Consider the following 16,243-nt stretch of genomic DNA (forward strand, 5'->3'; position numbering starts at 1 on the left):
TTACATTGAAGCTGTTTCGAAAATTAAGACTTACTTCAAACTTCTTAATTATTAACCTATTAACGCAATCAATACCTGATTCGTGAGTCGAAAATAGCACTGAATAATGGTTAGACCAGTTAACTCTAGATTGCAAAAAAGAACGATCGTGCTAAAAATAAGATTATGCAAAAAGGAAAAGTGACAAAAGAGTTTATTCTGCAGCGGGCTTTTGAGATCGCCAGCGAAGACGGATTAGAAAGTCTTACGATTGGAGAGTTAGCCAAGCAATGCGGTATGTCGAAAAGTGGTCTGTTTGCCCACTTTAATTCGAAGTTGAATTTACAGCTATCGGTGCTTGATCACGCCAATAAAGTGTTCGCTGATCGGGTTATTGAGCCTGCTCGAGAACTCGGGGATGGCAATATCGAGCGTAAAATTCGAGGGTTGCTCGACTCTTGGATGACTTGGAATCACGCATTCCAAGGAAGTTGTATGTTTCTTGACGCTTGGAATGATACGGCAGATAAAGATTGCCCGCTTCAGGCCGGACTGCGTAAATCCATAGACACTTGGCTGAGTTATTTGGAGATCCAAATAGCGAAAGGCAAAGAGAAGCAAGAATTTTCAGCAGACTTAGATACACGCCAAGCAACGTTTGATTTGTACGGTCTCTATTTGAGTGCGCATGTTTTTTACTCAATTAAAGGTGAGCAAGAAAGCTTGCGTCTGTTTTGGCAAGGGATCGACAACTTATTTTCTCGCTGGAAAGGCTAATATCGGTTATTCGCTTCCCAGATTCGTAGACATAAAATCACAAAGAGCGGCTGAGTTCGCTCTTTCTTATCAGCGTAAAAAGCACGACCGTTCTATTTTGTGCAAAGCTGGTAGTTAAGGACATGATTATGAGTGAAAAAATTTACTTTAATACATCGCAACGTTTCAGTATTAAGCGCAGTTTGGTGAACATTAGTACTCGGTTACACCATACACTGGCCCCGTCACATGCAAAGAAGACCGCGCGCAAGCTTCTTCTGACACCTGCTCGTACGCAACCTAAAAATATTGAGCCTCAAGGGCTTATCAAAGGTGAAATTAAAGGGCATGCAGGCATCATCAAAACCTATACTTTGGGCTCTGGACCTATTTGGGTGCTAACTCATGGTTGGTCTGGAACGGCAAGTCAGTTTTATCCACTGATGGAACATATTGCGTCGAAAGGGTTTACTGCTTTGGCGTACGATCATCCGGCACATGGTGAGAGTGAGGGGCAGTATGGGCACATTCCGGGGTTTGTCAGAGGATTAGAAGATGTGTTGGATACGGTCGAGGATATTGTTGGCCTAGTTGGGCACAGCATGGGCACCGCTTCTGCTCTTGAGTGTAGGCACAGTAAATTAGAAAACAAGCCTTTGCTGCTTATTGCTCCGGTATTAAATTACGTAGAGAACTTATTCGGTAGCATTGCACGTTCCGGTTACTCGATGAAGCTTTTTAATGCTGTGGTTTCAGAAGTTGAAGACCAATTTGGTTATCCGTTACAGTCCATTGATCCGATGAAGCGTTTGTCTGAGCGTCCGTCTCACACCATTATTATTCATGATGAGCAAGACAAGTTCACCAAATACAGTGTCTCGGCAAAAGCGGCTGAAGAGATTAAAAACGTTGAGTTAGTGACAACACAAGGTCAGGGGCATGGTAGAGTGATGAAGTGTGAGCAAGTCTTCAGTAGTTTTGACCGTTTGCTCGATAGTGCTTGGTAACCCTTACTTTTAGTGATTGACTCGCTCCGTTTTGCGCTAATTCGATTTGAAAGTAACACCTCAGATTTTTTCGTCTCTGGTGTTGTTCTCCTCGTTAAGAGGTTAAATCCAAAAAGGACAGCCGAAGCTGTCCTTTGTTTATTTAGCAGAAAGTCTGCAAGGCTGAAATTAGTTACAGTTAGCTACGCCAACTTCTTTCCAAACGCCCCATTCGCCAGATTGGCTAGGATCGTCACCCTGAGTCCACCATTTCGCTTCCCACGTTTTACCTGCGTGAGTCACTTGGTTACCACCTGTGTACACTGCGCTCGCATCCCATGCGTTGTCACAAGTACCAGGGTTCGGATCGGTTGTGTGCTGTGCAACAACCACTGTCGCGCTTGCCGATGAAGACGCTTTACCGTCGCTCACACTTACAGTGAAGCTTAAGCTTGTGTCTTGCGGGTATTCCGCAGCAGTGAACGTGACTTTAGAGCCTTCAACCGTTGCATTCAGACCTTGAGGTAGAGTCCAGTTGAATGTCAGGGTATCGTTGTCTGCATCGCTAGACGCAGATGCATCTACAACCACAACGTCACCAGCGTTTGCTGTTGCTGGAGCAACAACTTGCGCTACTGGTGCGTTGTTCACTGGGTCAACAACACCTGCTGGTTTCACTGTTACTACAACGAGGTCAGATGCCGTTGCACCTTCGTTATCAGACACCGTCAGCTTGAAAGTTAATTGCTCTTCAACAGTAACTTCTGCTGCATCAAAGCTTGCTTTCGCTGAGTTTGCACCTGTTAGTACCACTGCTGTGCCAGATACTTGTTCCCAAGCGTAGCTTGCGATGGTGCCGTCAGAGTCGTTTGACAGGCTGCCATCTAGAACCACATTTGCAGGACCTGTTACCGATTGATCTGCGCCAGCGGCTGCGGTTGGCTTACGGTTTGGTTGAGGAACCACACCACCAGCCATACCTTCGTGCATCGCGTTTAGAATGTCACCGTTATCCGCGTCAATTTCCCAAGAGAATAGACCAGCAAGACCAAGAGACTTCGCGTAGCTACCTTTTGCTAGCACTGAACGGTGGTCATCAAATGTGATCAACTCGCCCGTAGTACGGTTCCATACCCATGGTGCTTCTGCTTGTGCATCGTAGCCGTACTCGAAGCCGTTAATACCAGTGTTGTTTGCACCTAGCATGAATGACTTAATGCCTTTGTAGTCAATTACGCCATCTTCCCAAACACCTTGCGCTGTGCTGCCCTTCAGTTTACCTGTAGCAGTACCTGTCATTGGGTCGTTTGGATCGGTTAGCGTATCTGGAGTTACGCCTTCCCAGCCACGACCGTACATTGCTGTACCAAGTACTAGCTTGTTCGCAGGAACGCCTTGAGCAAGAAGAAGTTGGATGCCGTTATCTGTTGTGTAAGCAGGACCTTTGTATGGTTCGCCGTTCTCATCAACGCCACTACCGTCACACTGACCAGGACGCATGAATGAACCACAGTAAAGCGCAGTCTGGTGACCAGGAACGTTGTTCCAACCACCGTAGAAGTCGTAAGTCATTGCGAAGATGTAATCCATGTACTGCACCGCATCTGCGTAGTCTACGTCTTCAATCTTGTCGTAACCGACACCGATAGCGGACGTTAGCTCGTAAGTACGGCCTGTCTCAGCTTCTAATTCATCAAGCATTACGCGCAGTTCACGCATCAGTGCGATGTATGCTGGGCCATCGTTTACAGGGTCGCCCTTATCGGCTGCTGCACCGCCGCCGCCAGGGAATTCCCAGTCGATGTCAACACCGTCGTAGAATTTCCAAGTTTTCAGGAACTTCTTAACTGATGCGACGAATGTGTCTCGGTTTTTCTTGTCCACGAAATCGAAGAATGGGTCAGACAGTGTCCAACCACCGATCGATGGGATGATTTTTAGATCAGGGTTACGTTGTTTCAATGCCATTAGCATTGCGTAGTTACCCTTGATAGGCGTGCTGTATTCATGACCAGCTTGTGGGAAGCTCTTCTGATAAGCAGCCCAAGGGTCATGGATAACGACTTCATAATCAGGCACACCTGTACAAGCAGTTTGTAGCGCGTTGAAACTGTTGCCGCCAACAGACTTCACAGACTCATTTGGGCCACAAATTGGGATAAAACCGTAAAGGATGTGAGTCAAGTTGTCGACCGGCATATTATCGACTGTGTAGTCACGGCCATAGATGCCCCATTCAACAAAATACGTACCCATCACGACGCTTGGATCGGTATTGTAGGTTTTGTTGTTTGGATCAACATTCATCGTTAGTGGCTTCAGGTGAGAACCATCGGTATCTGCAATCGTGATTTCAGCTGGTGCGCTTTTCGCACAACCTGTCGCATCACATGCTTCGATTTCCATTTGGTATAAGCCACCTTGGCCGTATTCAAACGAAGCTGTCGTTTGGCTACCAGTGATAGGGCCGCTTGCTACTTTTACACCATCAAAATAGACGTTGTAAGTGTCACCAGGTGTGCCACTCCACTGGTTAAATTTAACAGTGATCTTCGCTTGCTCATGGTATTTCACCATGTCGTAGTAGCCTGACGTGGTTTCCATCGCGAGTTCAATTTTAGAAAACTGAAGGTTGTTGGAACCGTACATATCGATACTTGGTGCGGTTGGAGCCGCAACTGCAGCACCTGATAGCGCTAAAGCAACTCCAGCTGCACATAGGTTAAATCGAATCATAACTTCTCTCTCAATCCTTGGATTCATGTTCTACCTAGAACATAGGCTGCTCTTGCACCAGATAAGATGATTGGATTTACTCCACGTGCAAAAGCATCACACTCAGCATTTCAGAGAGTTTTTTTTCGTCAAAAAAAATTAAGACGGTTTTCGAGGCACTTGAGAGAACTTAACTAAAACTCGCACTCTGTTACACAGAAAGTGTCAGACTGAGTCAATAATTTATAAAATCTCAGCAGAAACTAAAATTATTGTTTACTCAGTAACAAGTTAGTTAAATGCGATGAAGGCCTTATTTTGTTGTTTATTAAGGTTTTGTTTCATTGATATAGAAAGAGAATTGAAAGGAAAAATAGCCGTGAAGACGTATTAGTCACGGCTGAAGTGTTCACTCAACGCGGCGCGACGTTTAGAGGCTGCGCCGGTTTCTGAGCCCTGAACGGTATGCTCAAATCCTTTACGAATGAATCGCTGATCTGGAATAAGAGGCTCAATACGGCGTATTTGAGGTGAAAGATGAGAGCCCGAGATCTGATACGCGGTCTTTCCTAATCCGGTATTCAACGTGATGACCTTGCCATCGAATTCAAATTCCGTCGTAATAAGTCGATGGTTTCGGTATACCCCATCTTCAGTGAAAACGAGACGTTCTGTTTGGTAGGGTGGCGCGCCAATCTCAATCCATTCGCCGTACACCTTTTCCGGATCAATGTGGTCTTGATAGGAGAGGTGGATTTGATAGCCAAAAAACGTCAACAGACCCATCCCGAAGCAGACAAATGTACTCTTGAGGATTTTGGATTGGTGGCGAGCCAAAAATGAAAGTTTTGGTTCTTGTCGTGCTTTTCGCCTTCGGCGGGTTGAGTACGTCATAGATCTAATTTTCTCCACTTTTTTAACATGGTGGAAAGCTTCCTTTTTAAAAACAAACAATCCCGCCATTGAGACGACGAAACTATGATCTAATGTCCACTTTTACATTCAGATACACATCTTATTGATGGTTTTGTTGTTTGCTCACATTCATTACTTCGCAGTTTTTCTTGCTCGGTTTAGGTCGCCTGATTAATCCTCGTGAAAAGAGGTTCTCGCTCAGTAGCAAAGGATGTGCGTTATTACGTTGAGTTTAATGGCTTTCAAAGCTTGAGTAACGGAAAGAAACAAGGTAAAAAAGAGCGGACTTTTGATAAGGAAACCAATAATGAATATTAAGGAAAATAGCTATTTTGCTGGTAGTGTAAAATCACTAGGCTTTAACCAGAAAGATCAGGATGTTAGCGTTGGTGTGATGCTTCCTGGTGAGTACACGTTTGGTACTCAAGCACCAGAGCGTATGACGGTTGTAAAAGGTGCGCTTGTGGTCAAGCGTGTTGGCGAGAGCGATTGGACGACTTATCAAAGTGGTGAGTTTTTTGAAGTGGAAGGTAATTCTTCATTTGAGCTTCAAGTGAAAGAAGCGACTGCGTATTTATGTGAGTACTTCTAGCGTTCATTTGTTGCTCGTCATAAAACCACCTTCGGGTGGTTTTTTCGTCTATGTGCTTCACTTATAACGCATCTTTTTGGTTATTTGGGTATATACTTAATAAAAATGTACCCATCGACCAGGGAGGAAGTGATGGCAGTACAACGCAAGCATTCTGATCTCCCTCCTCGTTACGAGGACAAAGATCTCACCAATGAGCAAAGACAGCGCTTTACCGAAGTTGCCAATGCCGCTCATAAGAGACGTGAATTTTATCGACGTGCTCTAGGAAAGAGCTTAATGGGCAAAATGAAGGGCCGTGCGTTTAAAGATTACCCCACTCGTCAGCAAGACAAGCCGAACAGAACGTTGCAAGTAGTGTGGTTAATCGTATTCCTCGTTGTGGGGCTTTGGGTGATGCATGTGTTCGCTTAGTCATTAGCAAGCTTCTGGTACAGCTGGTGCATCAGATGTTGACTGTTCTTCCGTATTGCAGTGCTCATAAAAGGCGTACTGGTTTTTACCAGTATGTTTAGCTGCGTACATTGCTTTATCTGCACATCGAGTCAATTCAGACAAATCCTTTGCATCTTGCTTATAGATAGCAGCACCTACACTCATCGTTAACTCGTTAATCATATCGTAGCTTCGGTAACCTGTCGGAAACAGATTTACGATCCGTTTTAGGATGCTGTCGAGGTCATCTTTACTTTTTACATCGTAAAGCATGATTACAAACTCGTCGCCCGCAAATCGAGCGATGGAGTAGTCGTGTTTATCTGTTTTTCTGTCTTTGTTGCGAATGTTATTTTTTAATCGAGTTGCGAAGGCTTGAAGTACTTGGTCACCAATATCGTGCCCGTAGGTGTCGTTGATGTGCTTGAAGTTATCGATATCGAGAAAGACCAATGCGGTGATGCTGTCATCAGATGAGTGCTTGATTTCATCGAGCTTTGCGCGCGCCCAAGTCTCAAAGCTCCAGCGATTGGCAAGCCCAGTGAGCTGGTCAAAATATGCTAACTCCTCAATCCCCTCACGATACAGTGTTTGAATGTAATTGAGGACTTTCGTGTAGTAATACGAGAACGTGTGACACACAAACGCGGTCGCTATCAGGGTCAGCATCAATCTCCGCTCTATGATTTCTGTGGCTGCTGGCAGTCGATCTAAAAAAGCGACCCCAAAAAAGATCAGTAAAATGTAGGTGCCACTGAACAACAGACCGACCTTAAACTCATTAATTAATACCAGAGTGGCGACAATAGGATATAGCCATAACATTTTGCCTGACGGAGCATCGTTATACAGAAGTAACAATAACCCTTCGAACATTAAGACAGCACTTAGCCATAAGTCGGCGTATTGATGGTGCCGCTGGACTTTTATTACATAACTGATTGCTAAGCATGCCAAGGCACACAAAGCATGGAAAAAGCTTAAACCCCAGTTATTCTCAAGTGATTGAGCAATGGAACCATAAGTTAAACAGGCAGCGGCGATACTGGAGCATAAAAAGACAATTTTCTTTTTTCTTGTTGAGCGGATGTCCGCCATTTCTTCTAAGCGCGCCCCAGCCAATGTCGACATTACGTATCCTTGCTTAATTAACGTGTACGCTTATTCTAGGCGGTATTTTCGCGATAAATAGAACAACAAAGTTTCCAAATGTGATATCAGTCATTTTTAGTGCAAAGCCATCAGTGTGATTTGGTGCGAGTGTTCAAAGAGGAATGGTGGCGCATGCAGGTTTTCATGACGGTTCTTCATGGCTCTATATGGTTGGACTGATAACTCAAAGTAATGTATCTAGTTGGAGATATTTCTATTGATTATCCTGATTCTGTTCGGTGCTCGTTGATTGAGAGTATTGTTCACCAATCTCTGCTCTACGTATCGTCAAGGCATATGTCGTTTCGAAAATGCATTAGAAATATTTTTCCGAAACAGGGCGAAATATTGTTGTCGTTATGACCAATATGCGACTAGAATCCGCGCTAAATCACAACCTCATATCGAGCTTCGTTCGAGTCACTATTTTTAAACTGCTTCACAAATATTGTGAGGCAGTTTTTAGTTGTAGGAAAGGTTACAAGCATGCCTAAAAGCCAAAACATCAACCAACGAATGTCCATCGTGGCATTAGCTTGGCCAATTCTTGTCGAAATTTTGCTACGGACGGCTTTAGGAACCAGTGACGTGTTCATGCTGAGTGGCTACTCAGACAAAGCCGTATCCGCTGTTGGTGTGATCACGCAGATTACCTTCTTTTTAATCATCGTTTCGACGTTTGTCAGTAGCGGTACGGGGATTTTGATTGCCCAATACAATGGCGCTGGACGCGAGCAAGAGTCAGTGAGCGTTGGTGTTGCGAGTATTGCGCTGTCTGTGCTCGTCGGTGTGCTATTGAGTGTGATTGCCGTGCTTGGTGCGATATACCTACTCCCGTATTACGGCTTGGAAGCGCAAGTTGAGCAGTACGCTCATGAATATCTGCTGATAAGCGGTGCGATGACGTTTAACGTTACGATTGGCGTTGTTTTTACAACTATTCTGCGTAGTCATGGTTATTCACGTTCCCCAATGGTGGTGAATTTGATCTCGGGTGTGTTCAACATCATTGGTAACTATATTGCGCTTTACCAGCCTTTCGGTTTACCTGTGTATGGTGTGCAAGGTGTAGCAATAGCAACCGTCGTCAGCCAAGTCATCGGTACGTTAATGTTATGGTTTATTCTCGCTCGCAGCAGCATTGAACTACCGATGTCGACCATGAAACAAGTGCCCGCAGAGATTTACAAAAAGATCTTAAAAATCGGCGGCATGAACGCGGGTGAAGTGCTGTCTTACAACGTGGCGCAAATCTGCATTGTGTATTTTGTGGTGCAAATGGGGACGGCATCGTTGGCGGCTTTCACTTATGCACAAAACATTGCCCGTTTCTCGTTTGCTTTCGCGTTGGCAATTGGTCAGGCAGCGCAAATTCAGACTGGTTACTACATCGGTAAAGGTTGGGTGAGCAGCATTTTAAAACGCGTACAAATCTACTTCTTAGTGGGATTTGTGGCATCAACGGCGGCAACCACACTGATTTACCTGTTTAGAGAAGAGATTCTGCGCGTATTTACCGATCAACCAGAGATACTCGCATTGGCAGGTTCGTTAGTCATGGGCTCAATTTTGCTCGAGGCCGGACGTGTGTTTAACCTGATTTTTATCGCGGGGCTCAAAGGCGCGGGTGACATCAAGTTCCCAGTGCAAATGGGGATTTTGAGTATGTGGGGACTAGGCGTGCTTTTCTCTTACATCTTTGGCATCCACTTGGGTTATGGCGTTTTAGGGGCTTGGATGGCAATCGCACTCGATGAATGGGTACGTGGTATCATCATGGCAAGACGTTGGCGCTCTCAGGTGTGGACCAAGTTTAAGGTGAGCTAACGGTTTTCGGTATTGCGCATCACGCCTATTCTGTTGTTAGAAACCAAAAAAGGCACTGTTAGTCAGTGCCTTTTTGTTATTTAAAATCGGGAAGACGTTAGAATTCGCACTCAGCTTTGAACACCATGCGCTCTTTGCTGTATGGATGATCCAGCTCTAGCATCTCAGCATGCAGGTGTAAGCGGTTGGCTTTTTCGCCGTATAAACCATCACCAACCATCGGCATGTTTAACCCCATGTGATGAGCACTGTGTACACGTAGTTGGTGAGTACGCCCGGTTTTCGGATACATGTATACCTTGCTGCGCCCATCTTTGACTTCAATCAGTTGCCAGTAGGTTTCTGCATGTTTCCCGTGTTCAAAACACACCAGTTGACGTGGGCGGTCGTCTGGGTCACCACGCATTGGCAGTGAAATTTCCCCTTCAGGCTCGTTTAATACGCCTTCGAGCAGTGCCATATAACGTTTTTGTACGCCGCGAGCCATAAACTGTTTTTGCAGACTTTTGTTCGCGCGCTTAGTTAAGGCAAGCACCAAAATGCCAGAGGTCGCCATGTCGAGACGATGAATCACAAACGGCCCTTCCACATCAGGGTACATCGCTTGTAGGCGCGTATAAGCAGAGTCCTTGATAGTTTTACCAGGCACTGAAAGTAAGCCCGAGGGCTTGTTGACGACGACCATAGCGTCGTCTTGGTAGATTATCTCTAGTTCTTTGTCTTCTGCCCAATTCTCCGCCAATGGATTAGGTTCGACATCCAGCCCTTGCATCATATGGCCCAAAATCGGCTGACATTTGCTGTTGCACGATGGGTAGAATTTTTTGTGTTGGCGAACTTCAGACTTTGGCGACACACCCCACCAAAATTCTGCCAGCGCCAGCGGTTTGAATCCGTGTTTAAACGCGTATTGAAGCAGTTTTGGCGCAGCACATTCCCCCGCACCTGCTGGTGGAACTGGGTTTGTGGTGTCCGCAAAAATGTCCACCAAGTCGCGTGTTTTGCCATGGTTGTTTAGAAAGCGGTATTGTTTATGCAATTTGTGCTGCAAAGCGTTGGAGAGCGTTTTGCGCTGCTCTTTCAGGTGAGCAAGTTGCTGCTCTAACTCAGCCAAGCGCGCTTCTTTGATTGCAAGCTTTTCATCCCACGCTTGCTTTAAGTATTTGAGAACGTTTTTCTCGGCGACACTTTGCTTACCCAACTCATCCAATAAGATTTTGAGGTCATCGGCATTGAGTGTTTGCTCGCCCTGTTGACGCTGTCGTTTGCGTGCGGCGCGGCCGTCAATCATCACTTGGCGCTGTGTTTGCTCTTCTTGTTGATAAGCGGCTCGGTCGGCTTGTATTTGCGCTTTAAGATCTGCCAATTCCGGATTCGCGGCACAGGTTTTGTACTCCGCATTGGCGGCGTTGATGGCATCCGTTTCTGCGCGGAAGAAACCTTCATCGGTCAGCATGTCATACACAGGAGGGACAAACCCTGGAATCAAGTTTTGGTCAGCAATTTTGCCAGAAAACGCACTTAAAAATCCGAGTTCGCCTTGAGGGTTTTCTACCAGCAATACGCCAAACATTTTGCCTCGCCCCGTTTCTTCATTAACCAAACCAAAATCGTGTTCGAAGTCGGTTTGCGCTAATAAGTGCTGTTGCAATTGCTTTGCGGCCATAACGCAAAGAGGATGCGGCGTGTAGTAGAACGGAAACGTAAACTGCGTTGGCAATTCATAGCCAGAAATATCAGCAGTAAAACGAGTAAAACAATGTTCAGGCGAGTGCATGGTGGGTATCCGCGCGAGTAAAAAAATCGAGCGAGGATTGTACCTGTTTGAGTCAGGATTGCCATGTCGGTGTTGGCACTCGCTCTTGGATTAAGAACAAGAGCGAGTGGGGAAGAGCTTATTGCAGTTTTTGTAATGCAAGCTTCCACTGTGCCGGTTTGTCGTAGTAGGTCGAGTGCGGCAAGGTCAAGTACTCGCCATTTACTTCTGCAATCAGGGTTGGATAACCACCAACGTGTAACTGTCGCATCAATTGTCGGCTAGAGCGAATTCTCTCATCTAGTTCGGCTTCGCTTAACGCCATGTTTTGCTCCCACGCATCACTTGTTAAACCTAGCGATTCTGCAATGGCTTTGAGCGTCGATGCTTCATTCACTTTTAACCCGAGCTGATAATGCGCAGATTGGATGGCCTTTAGCATGTGCCATGGATTCAGCCCCATTTTCTCCGCACTCAAGATCGCTTGTGTGGGTAGATAAGAATCAAGAACAAACGCATCTTCGCTTTTCACGCGTTGCAGATATGCTTCACCAAACGTTGCTCCGGTTTCGGTTGCGATACGAGCGTCACTGTTGATGATGTGCTGACGAAATTCAGGTTCAATCGCGCGTTTCTCAATCATACCGCCGGGATGAAGCTCTACCTTAAATTGAGAGGTGTCCATCAAGGCTTCGATGAGTGGTGATGCCCCGTAGCACCAACCACACATGGGATCGAAGAAGTAATGCACGGTTACCATGACATTTCACCAGTATGCACTTTCGCACCGATTTCTAGCGCGATTGGCAATTGAGCTTCTGGGTATTTCGCAGACATGGTGTCAATGAGTTGAACGCTGTTATTGCTGTGTTTTTTCGCTTGCTGAAAATCCTGCAAGTATTGTTGCGAGTAGCGAATGGTGTCTGCGTTCAGCTTTGTGCCTGCTTTCATGTGACCAGGAATGACCACTTGAGGTTTAAGCGCAAGCATCTCGCTAAGTTGCTGCTCCCAAGCATTGATGGCGGTCTGGTCAGCGGCATCTGCCATCCACAAATGTACGTTTGAGTACACGGCTACGTTACCTAGAATCGCTTTGTTATCTGGAATCCATAGGTAAGGGCGGTGTGCTGATGTGCCATGGTTACCACGAATTTCAATCTTATGACCTTCTAGCTCCAATGATGCTTTATCGTACGCGACAGGGATCACTGGTTTTACCGGTGCGTTTGCGCCAAGCTTTGGTCCCCAGTACGCCAGCTTTCCAGCCAATTTCTCTTTAATAATTTTTTGAACCGCAGGCGTTGTGATGATCTGCGCATCAGGGAACTGTTGGTGTAAGGCCTCTGCGCCAAAGTAGTAGTCTGGGTCCGCTTGGCTGATAAAAATGGTTTTAAGCGTTTTGCCTGAGTCCAGCACTTTAGCGGCAATGCGCATCGCGTCAGCTTTGGTGAAGCCAGTGTCGATAACCATGGCGTCAGTCTCACCGTATACCAAGGTTGAGTTTACGTGGAAGCTGTTACCGTCGGCGTTGTAAACCTCAAGAGTAAGGGGAGAGGCTAGGACAGGGCTTGCCATTAAAATGGATGCAGCAATCAAAGTTAATTTTTTCATAATAAGCTCCTAAAGAATTTGGGGCCAAGCGACCATGGCTTGGGAACGGGAGCTATATTAGGAAATTGATACGCTCGGAAAAATACACAATAATGTGCATCACTATTTCTTATTTCGATCAAATGTATGGATAGAGTAACGGCAGCAAAAGTGTTTGTGGATGTGGTGTATTCTGGCAGTTTTACCGCGACCGCAGAGCGGTTAGACATGTCTCGGCCAATGGTGACTCGTTATGTAGAGGCGATGGAGAACTGGCTGCAAACTCGTTTGTTACACCGCACCACGCGCAAGGTGTCCCTCACCACCGCAGGGGAGCGCAGCTTGCCTCAGATTGAGCGCTGGTTAAAACAGGCCGATACATTAACGTCGAACATTGCCGTTGATGGTGAGCTGTCCGGAAAAATCCGTCTTGCGTCTAGTACTTCATTTGGATTCTCACAGTTGATCCCCGTAGTAAACAGTTTTATGCAAAAGCACCCCAAAGTGTATATCGACATAGATCTGCAAGATTCAGTGAGTGATCTAACCGAACAACGCATCGATCTGGCGATCCGAATTGCGTCAGATCCCGATCCTTCTTTGATTGGTAAGCCGATTGCGGTGTGCGAATCGGTGTTGGTAGCATCACCGCAATATTTACAAACTCACCACGCGATCGCGCATCCGCGAGATTTATCTTCACACGACTGTTTGGGATACAAAAACTTTGAGCGTCACGTGTGGCATTTGTCTCAGGGCGACCAGTTCGAATCGGTGGGAATTGAGTGTCGCCTAACCAGCAATGAGGCCACGGCGTTATTGCATGGCGCTTTACAAGGCATGGGTATTTCGATGTTGCCAACTTACTTGAGCAATATCTATCTCAAATCGGGTCAGCTTGAGTCGGTGTTGCCGGATTGGAAGCCAAATGATCTCAACATTTACGCGCTGTATTCATCACGTAAACACTTGTCTCCTGCGGTGAGAGCTTTCATCGATCACAGTGAAGATTACTTTAAACAGCACCCTTGGTGAATGCGAAAAGCGTCGTCATCCCGACTTGAGATTCATACAAGATCCTGTACCTTACATGGATATATTTTCGCAGCATCATTTAGAGTTTTCGTTAATGTCACAAGTTTGCATCAAATTTATTGCTTCCGATATGGATGGCACATTGCTTGACCAGTACGGTCGTTTGGATCCAGAGTTTTTCGATCTGTTTTTGCAACTGGAAGAGCAAGGCATTTTGTTCTCCGCTGCGTCTGGTCGTCAGTATTACAGCCTGCGAGACACGTTCGCGCCAATCAAAGACAGACTGTTGTATGTGGCTGAAAACGGCACCTTGGTGATGTACCAAGACAAAGAGCTCTACAGTTGTACCATTCCTAAAGCGGAAGTGTTGGAGATTGTGAAAGCGGCTCGTGAGATTGACGGGGCGAACATCGTATTGTGTGGCAAGCGCTCGGCGTACATCGAAACGCATGATCAGCAATCGCTGGAAGAATTTCAAAAGTACTACCACCGCTGTGAATATGTGCCGGATTTGCTTGAGGTCGAAGACGAGTTTATTAAGGTAGCAATTTGTCACTTTGACGGTTCGGAAGAGCTCCTGTTTCCGACCATGAACGCTAAGTTTGGCGCAACGCATAAAGTCGTGGTGAGTGCAAAAATCTGGCTGGATGTGATGAATGCCGAGGCCTCTAAAGGTGCGGCCATTCAGCATCTTCAAGAGACGATGAATTTTACTCCGGCAGAAACCATGACGTTTGGTGATTACCTCAATGACCTCGAAATGCTGCAAGTCAGTGAGCATTCGTACGCGGTTGCCAACGCGCACGAAGAGATTAAGAAAATTGCTCGTTATTCTGCGCCAAGCAACCAAGAGGCTGGGGTACTCAAAGTGATTAAAGAGAAAGTGTTAGCGAAGTAACGCTCATTTATTCGATGTTATTTTCTTCTTCACGTAAAAAGCCCCGCAGTGTATGCGGGGCTTTGTTTTTTTGGGGGGAGTAAGGTTCCCGTTTTAGCGTACGTACTTGGCGGTTGCACTGACTAAAAAGTGTTGCAATTTCCCGTCTGATTTTGGCACCCACAAGTCGTTATGATAATGGTAAATACGGCCATTGACGATCACAGACAAGGTATTATCACCCGTTTTCTCCATGCGAATAAACTGATCCGAAGTGACCAAAAACGGCTCTTGCTCTTCAATGCTCTGGCCCGTTGCCAATACGAAGTAGCCGAATCGGTTGCCAGCATCCGGATCGGTTGAGTAGATTCGATGTCCAACGAGGCTGTAGTCGTCGTTGAGTGCCTGCTCAAGCGTTTTTTGCCCGATGGTTTCGTGCGATGGAATAAATACCCAAGCCAACACACCTGCCGCAATGACTGCCAGCAGAAGCAGTACTTGCATGAACTTTCTCATCATATATACCGTTTAACGTTGAAATTTCATTTTGTACATGCGCTTATCCGCTATGCTGATAAGAAAGTCAACATTGTCACTGTCTTTAGGGTATTGCGCTAAGCCCATGCTTGTTGAAAGTGTTGAGACTTTATCGGAGTTTAATATTTGTGCATCAAAGACGGTATTTATCTGTTCACGTACGTTCTCTTCATTGAGATGTTCACCTTCAAGGATAACCGCGAACTCATCTCCTCCCATGCGATAAACAGTAAAATCATTGAGTGCCATAGAATTAAGCCGCCTAGCGATTTCCCGCAGTACAGTGTCGCCAACTTGGTGTCCGTGTGTGTCGTTGACTTCTTTAAAACCATTTAAATCTAGAATCCAGAGAGAAAAGGGCCTTTTTTCTTGAGTAAATTTGTTTAGGGTTATGAATAGTGCATTGCGGTTCCCTAGGTTCGTCAAAGGGTCGCTTAGCGCCAATTTTCTATGAAAATGGGATTCACGATAAAAGAAATAAGTTAGAGAGATAATCGACAAAACGAACGTCGCAAACAACATATATTGTGCTTGCATTAAGCGCTGGGTTTGACCTTTTTGTGCTTCATAAGCTTTACTGCTTAGACGGAAGTTTTGATTAACGAAGTCTATTAAGCCTAAATATAGTGTTTGAGTTGAACGATAAAATGCAGCAGCAGCTTGGCTATCACCTGTTCTAGCTTCTACTAGTTGTTTTTCTAGCTCTTTGAACTCTTCAAAAAGGTTAATGAAGTAAAGGTGCATGTTGTTCCGAGAAAAGAACTTATTGGCTTTCGTGCTACTGGTCAATAAGTCAAAGCGACTCCACGCTAACTCGTATTGAAGCTCTGCACCATCAATATTCAATACGTTTTCATCTAACCGTCTGGCCTCGCCGACAAGTTCTGATAGTTCTTTGGAGAGTTGGAATAAAAACCAAGTCGCTTGTTTTTGTTCGTTATTAAAATTTTGTGAGAGTGAACGTGTTTGCTGTAAAAGCACGACATTCGCGAGAAGCAAAGAAACGGCAAACACCACCAGCAGCATTTTGCTGGTGGTAGAATATTGCAATATTCTTTGTTTCTTAGAATAGGGTTCTGATAACTTCATTC

At 45.6% G+C, this 16,243-nt stretch carries 15 protein-coding genes; 7 read left to right on the forward strand and 8 right to left on the reverse strand.

Features of this window, described 5'->3' with window-relative positions; translation table 11 throughout:
• Positions 1-165 precede the first annotated feature (165 nt).
• Positions 166-756, forward strand: coding sequence for a TetR/AcrR family transcriptional regulator (locus R7Z41_RS12010; RefSeq protein WP_017821036.1), 591 nt, complete (start codon positions 166-168; stop codon positions 754-756).
• A gap of 128 nt (positions 757-884) precedes the next feature.
• Positions 885-1,742, forward strand: coding sequence for an alpha/beta hydrolase (locus R7Z41_RS12015; protein WP_017633823.1), 858 nt, complete (start codon positions 885-887; stop codon positions 1,740-1,742).
• A 168-nt stretch (positions 1,743-1,910) separates the two neighbouring features.
• Here R7Z41_RS12015 and R7Z41_RS12020 read toward each other — a convergent pair whose 3' ends face one another.
• Together R7Z41_RS12020 and R7Z41_RS12025 are read right to left on the reverse strand one after the other, a co-directional pair.
• Positions 1,911-4,457, reverse strand: a complete 2,547-nt coding sequence (locus R7Z41_RS12020; RefSeq protein WP_206970542.1) for a glycosyl hydrolase family 18 protein — start codon at positions 4,455-4,457, stop codon at positions 1,911-1,913.
• A 369-nt stretch (positions 4,458-4,826) separates the two neighbouring features.
• Entirely contained in the window at positions 4,827-5,330 is a 504-nt protein-coding gene (locus R7Z41_RS12025) for a DUF2850 domain-containing protein (RefSeq protein ID WP_206970541.1), read from the reverse strand.
• A 328-nt stretch (positions 5,331-5,658) separates the two neighbouring features.
• Between R7Z41_RS12025 and R7Z41_RS12030 the strand changes: the two genes are divergently transcribed.
• Both R7Z41_RS12030 and R7Z41_RS12035 read left to right on the forward strand, forming a co-directional pair.
• Positions 5,659-5,943 (forward strand): pyrimidine/purine nucleoside phosphorylase, encoded by a 285-nt coding sequence (locus R7Z41_RS12030; RefSeq protein WP_005383244.1) that lies wholly within the window; start codon positions 5,659-5,661, stop codon positions 5,941-5,943.
• 132 nt (positions 5,944-6,075) lie between these two features.
• A complete protein-coding gene (locus R7Z41_RS12035; protein WP_025768744.1) occupies positions 6,076-6,357 on the forward strand; it encodes a hypothetical protein in 282 nt (93 codons plus the stop codon).
• A gap of 3 nt (positions 6,358-6,360) precedes the next feature.
• On the opposite strand, the gene R7Z41_RS12040 is transcribed toward R7Z41_RS12035, so the two are convergent.
• Positions 6,361-7,509, reverse strand: a complete 1,149-nt coding sequence (locus tag R7Z41_RS12040) for a GGDEF domain-containing protein (RefSeq protein WP_053308037.1) — start codon at positions 7,507-7,509, stop codon at positions 6,361-6,363.
• A gap of 507 nt (positions 7,510-8,016) precedes the next feature.
• On the opposite strand from R7Z41_RS12040, the gene R7Z41_RS12045 reads away from it, so the two are divergent.
• Entirely contained in the window at positions 8,017-9,357 is a 1,341-nt protein-coding gene (locus tag R7Z41_RS12045; RefSeq protein WP_025768746.1) for an MATE family efflux transporter, read from the forward strand.
• A gap of 97 nt (positions 9,358-9,454) precedes the next feature.
• Here R7Z41_RS12045 and R7Z41_RS12050 read toward each other — a convergent pair whose 3' ends face one another.
• From R7Z41_RS12050 to R7Z41_RS12060, 3 genes are all read right to left on the reverse strand, one after another.
• Positions 9,455-11,134: an RluA family pseudouridine synthase gene (locus R7Z41_RS12050; protein WP_047102495.1), complete on the reverse strand. Its 1,680-nt coding sequence runs from the start codon at positions 11,132-11,134 to the stop codon at positions 9,455-9,457.
• Between the two features lie 118 nt (positions 11,135-11,252).
• Positions 11,253-11,873 carry a DsbA family protein gene (locus R7Z41_RS12055; RefSeq protein WP_047102496.1) on the reverse strand — a complete coding sequence of 207 codons (621 nt, stop codon included), beginning with the start codon at positions 11,871-11,873 and terminating at the stop codon, positions 11,253-11,255.
• The gene (locus R7Z41_RS12060) at positions 11,867-12,724 is read right to left on the reverse strand and encodes an MBL fold metallo-hydrolase (RefSeq protein WP_169628496.1); all 858 of its coding nucleotides are present in this window, start codon (positions 12,722-12,724) and stop codon (positions 11,867-11,869) included. The genes R7Z41_RS12055 and R7Z41_RS12060 overlap by 7 nt, the downstream gene beginning before the upstream one ends.
• A 126-nt stretch (positions 12,725-12,850) precedes the next feature.
• Here R7Z41_RS12060 and R7Z41_RS12065 point away from each other — a divergent pair, with 126 nt between their 5' ends.
• A complete protein-coding gene (locus R7Z41_RS12065; RefSeq protein WP_017633830.1) occupies positions 12,851-13,738 on the forward strand; it encodes a LysR family transcriptional regulator in 888 nt (295 codons plus the stop codon).
• Positions 13,739-13,832: 94 nt separating this feature from the next.
• Positions 13,833-14,636: a Cof-type HAD-IIB family hydrolase gene (locus tag R7Z41_RS12070; RefSeq protein ID WP_042522338.1), complete on the forward strand. Its 804-nt coding sequence runs from the start codon at positions 13,833-13,835 to the stop codon at positions 14,634-14,636.
• A 93-nt stretch (positions 14,637-14,729) separates the two neighbouring features.
• Here the strand turns inward: R7Z41_RS12070 and R7Z41_RS12075 are convergent, their stop codons facing one another.
• Positions 14,730-15,119, reverse strand: coding sequence for a hypothetical protein (locus R7Z41_RS12075; protein WP_225478228.1), 390 nt, complete (start codon positions 15,117-15,119; stop codon positions 14,730-14,732).
• A gap of 24 nt (positions 15,120-15,143) precedes the next feature.
• Positions 15,144-16,241: a GGDEF domain-containing protein gene (locus R7Z41_RS12080; RefSeq protein WP_005383270.1), complete on the reverse strand. Its 1,098-nt coding sequence runs from the start codon at positions 16,239-16,241 to the stop codon at positions 15,144-15,146.
• Positions 16,242-16,243: the final 2 nt, after the last annotated feature.

The sequence above is a fragment of the Vibrio sp. 1457 genome (genome assembly GCF_033340195.1).
Lineage (GTDB): Bacteria > Pseudomonadota > Gammaproteobacteria > Enterobacterales > Vibrionaceae > Vibrio > Vibrio alginolyticus.

Bases quoted from the DNA above. Each gene is read 5' to 3' on its own strand.
- R7Z41_RS12070 (WP_042522338.1), top strand. From the start codon at position 13,833: ATGTCACAAGTTTGCATCAAATTTATTGCTTCCGATATGGATGGCACA.
- R7Z41_RS12045 (WP_025768746.1), top strand. From the start codon at position 8,017: ATGCCTAAAAGCCAAAACATCAACCAACGAATGTCCATCGTGGCATTA.
- R7Z41_RS12035 (WP_025768744.1), top strand. From the start codon at position 6,076: ATGGCAGTACAACGCAAGCATTCTGATCTCCCTCCTCGTTACGAGGAC.
- R7Z41_RS12010 (WP_017821036.1), top strand. From the start codon at position 166: ATGCAAAAAGGAAAAGTGACAAAAGAGTTTATTCTGCAGCGGGCTTTT.
- R7Z41_RS12065 (WP_017633830.1), top strand. From the start codon at position 12,851: ATGGATAGAGTAACGGCAGCAAAAGTGTTTGTGGATGTGGTGTATTCT.
- R7Z41_RS12015 (WP_017633823.1), top strand. From the start codon at position 885: ATGAGTGAAAAAATTTACTTTAATACATCGCAACGTTTCAGTATTAAG.
- R7Z41_RS12040 (WP_053308037.1), bottom strand. From the start codon at position 7,509: ATGTCGACATTGGCTGGGGCGCGCTTAGAAGAAATGGCGGACATCCGC.
- R7Z41_RS12055 (WP_047102496.1), bottom strand. From the start codon at position 11,873: ATGGTAACCGTGCATTACTTCTTCGATCCCATGTGTGGTTGGTGCTAC.
- R7Z41_RS12025 (WP_206970541.1), bottom strand. From the start codon at position 5,330: ATGACGTACTCAACCCGCCGAAGGCGAAAAGCACGACAAGAACCAAAA.
- R7Z41_RS12030 (WP_005383244.1), top strand. From the start codon at position 5,659: ATGAATATTAAGGAAAATAGCTATTTTGCTGGTAGTGTAAAATCACTA.
- R7Z41_RS12050 (WP_047102495.1), bottom strand. From the start codon at position 11,134: ATGCACTCGCCTGAACATTGTTTTACTCGTTTTACTGCTGATATTTCT.
- R7Z41_RS12060 (WP_169628496.1), bottom strand. From the start codon at position 12,724: ATGAAAAAATTAACTTTGATTGCTGCATCCATTTTAATGGCAAGCCCT.
- R7Z41_RS12075 (WP_225478228.1), bottom strand. From the start codon at position 15,119: ATGCAAGTACTGCTTCTGCTGGCAGTCATTGCGGCAGGTGTGTTGGCT.
- R7Z41_RS12080 (WP_005383270.1), bottom strand. From the start codon at position 16,241: ATGAAGTTATCAGAACCCTATTCTAAGAAACAAAGAATATTGCAATAT.
- R7Z41_RS12020 (WP_206970542.1), bottom strand. From the start codon at position 4,457: ATGATTCGATTTAACCTATGTGCAGCTGGAGTTGCTTTAGCGCTATCA.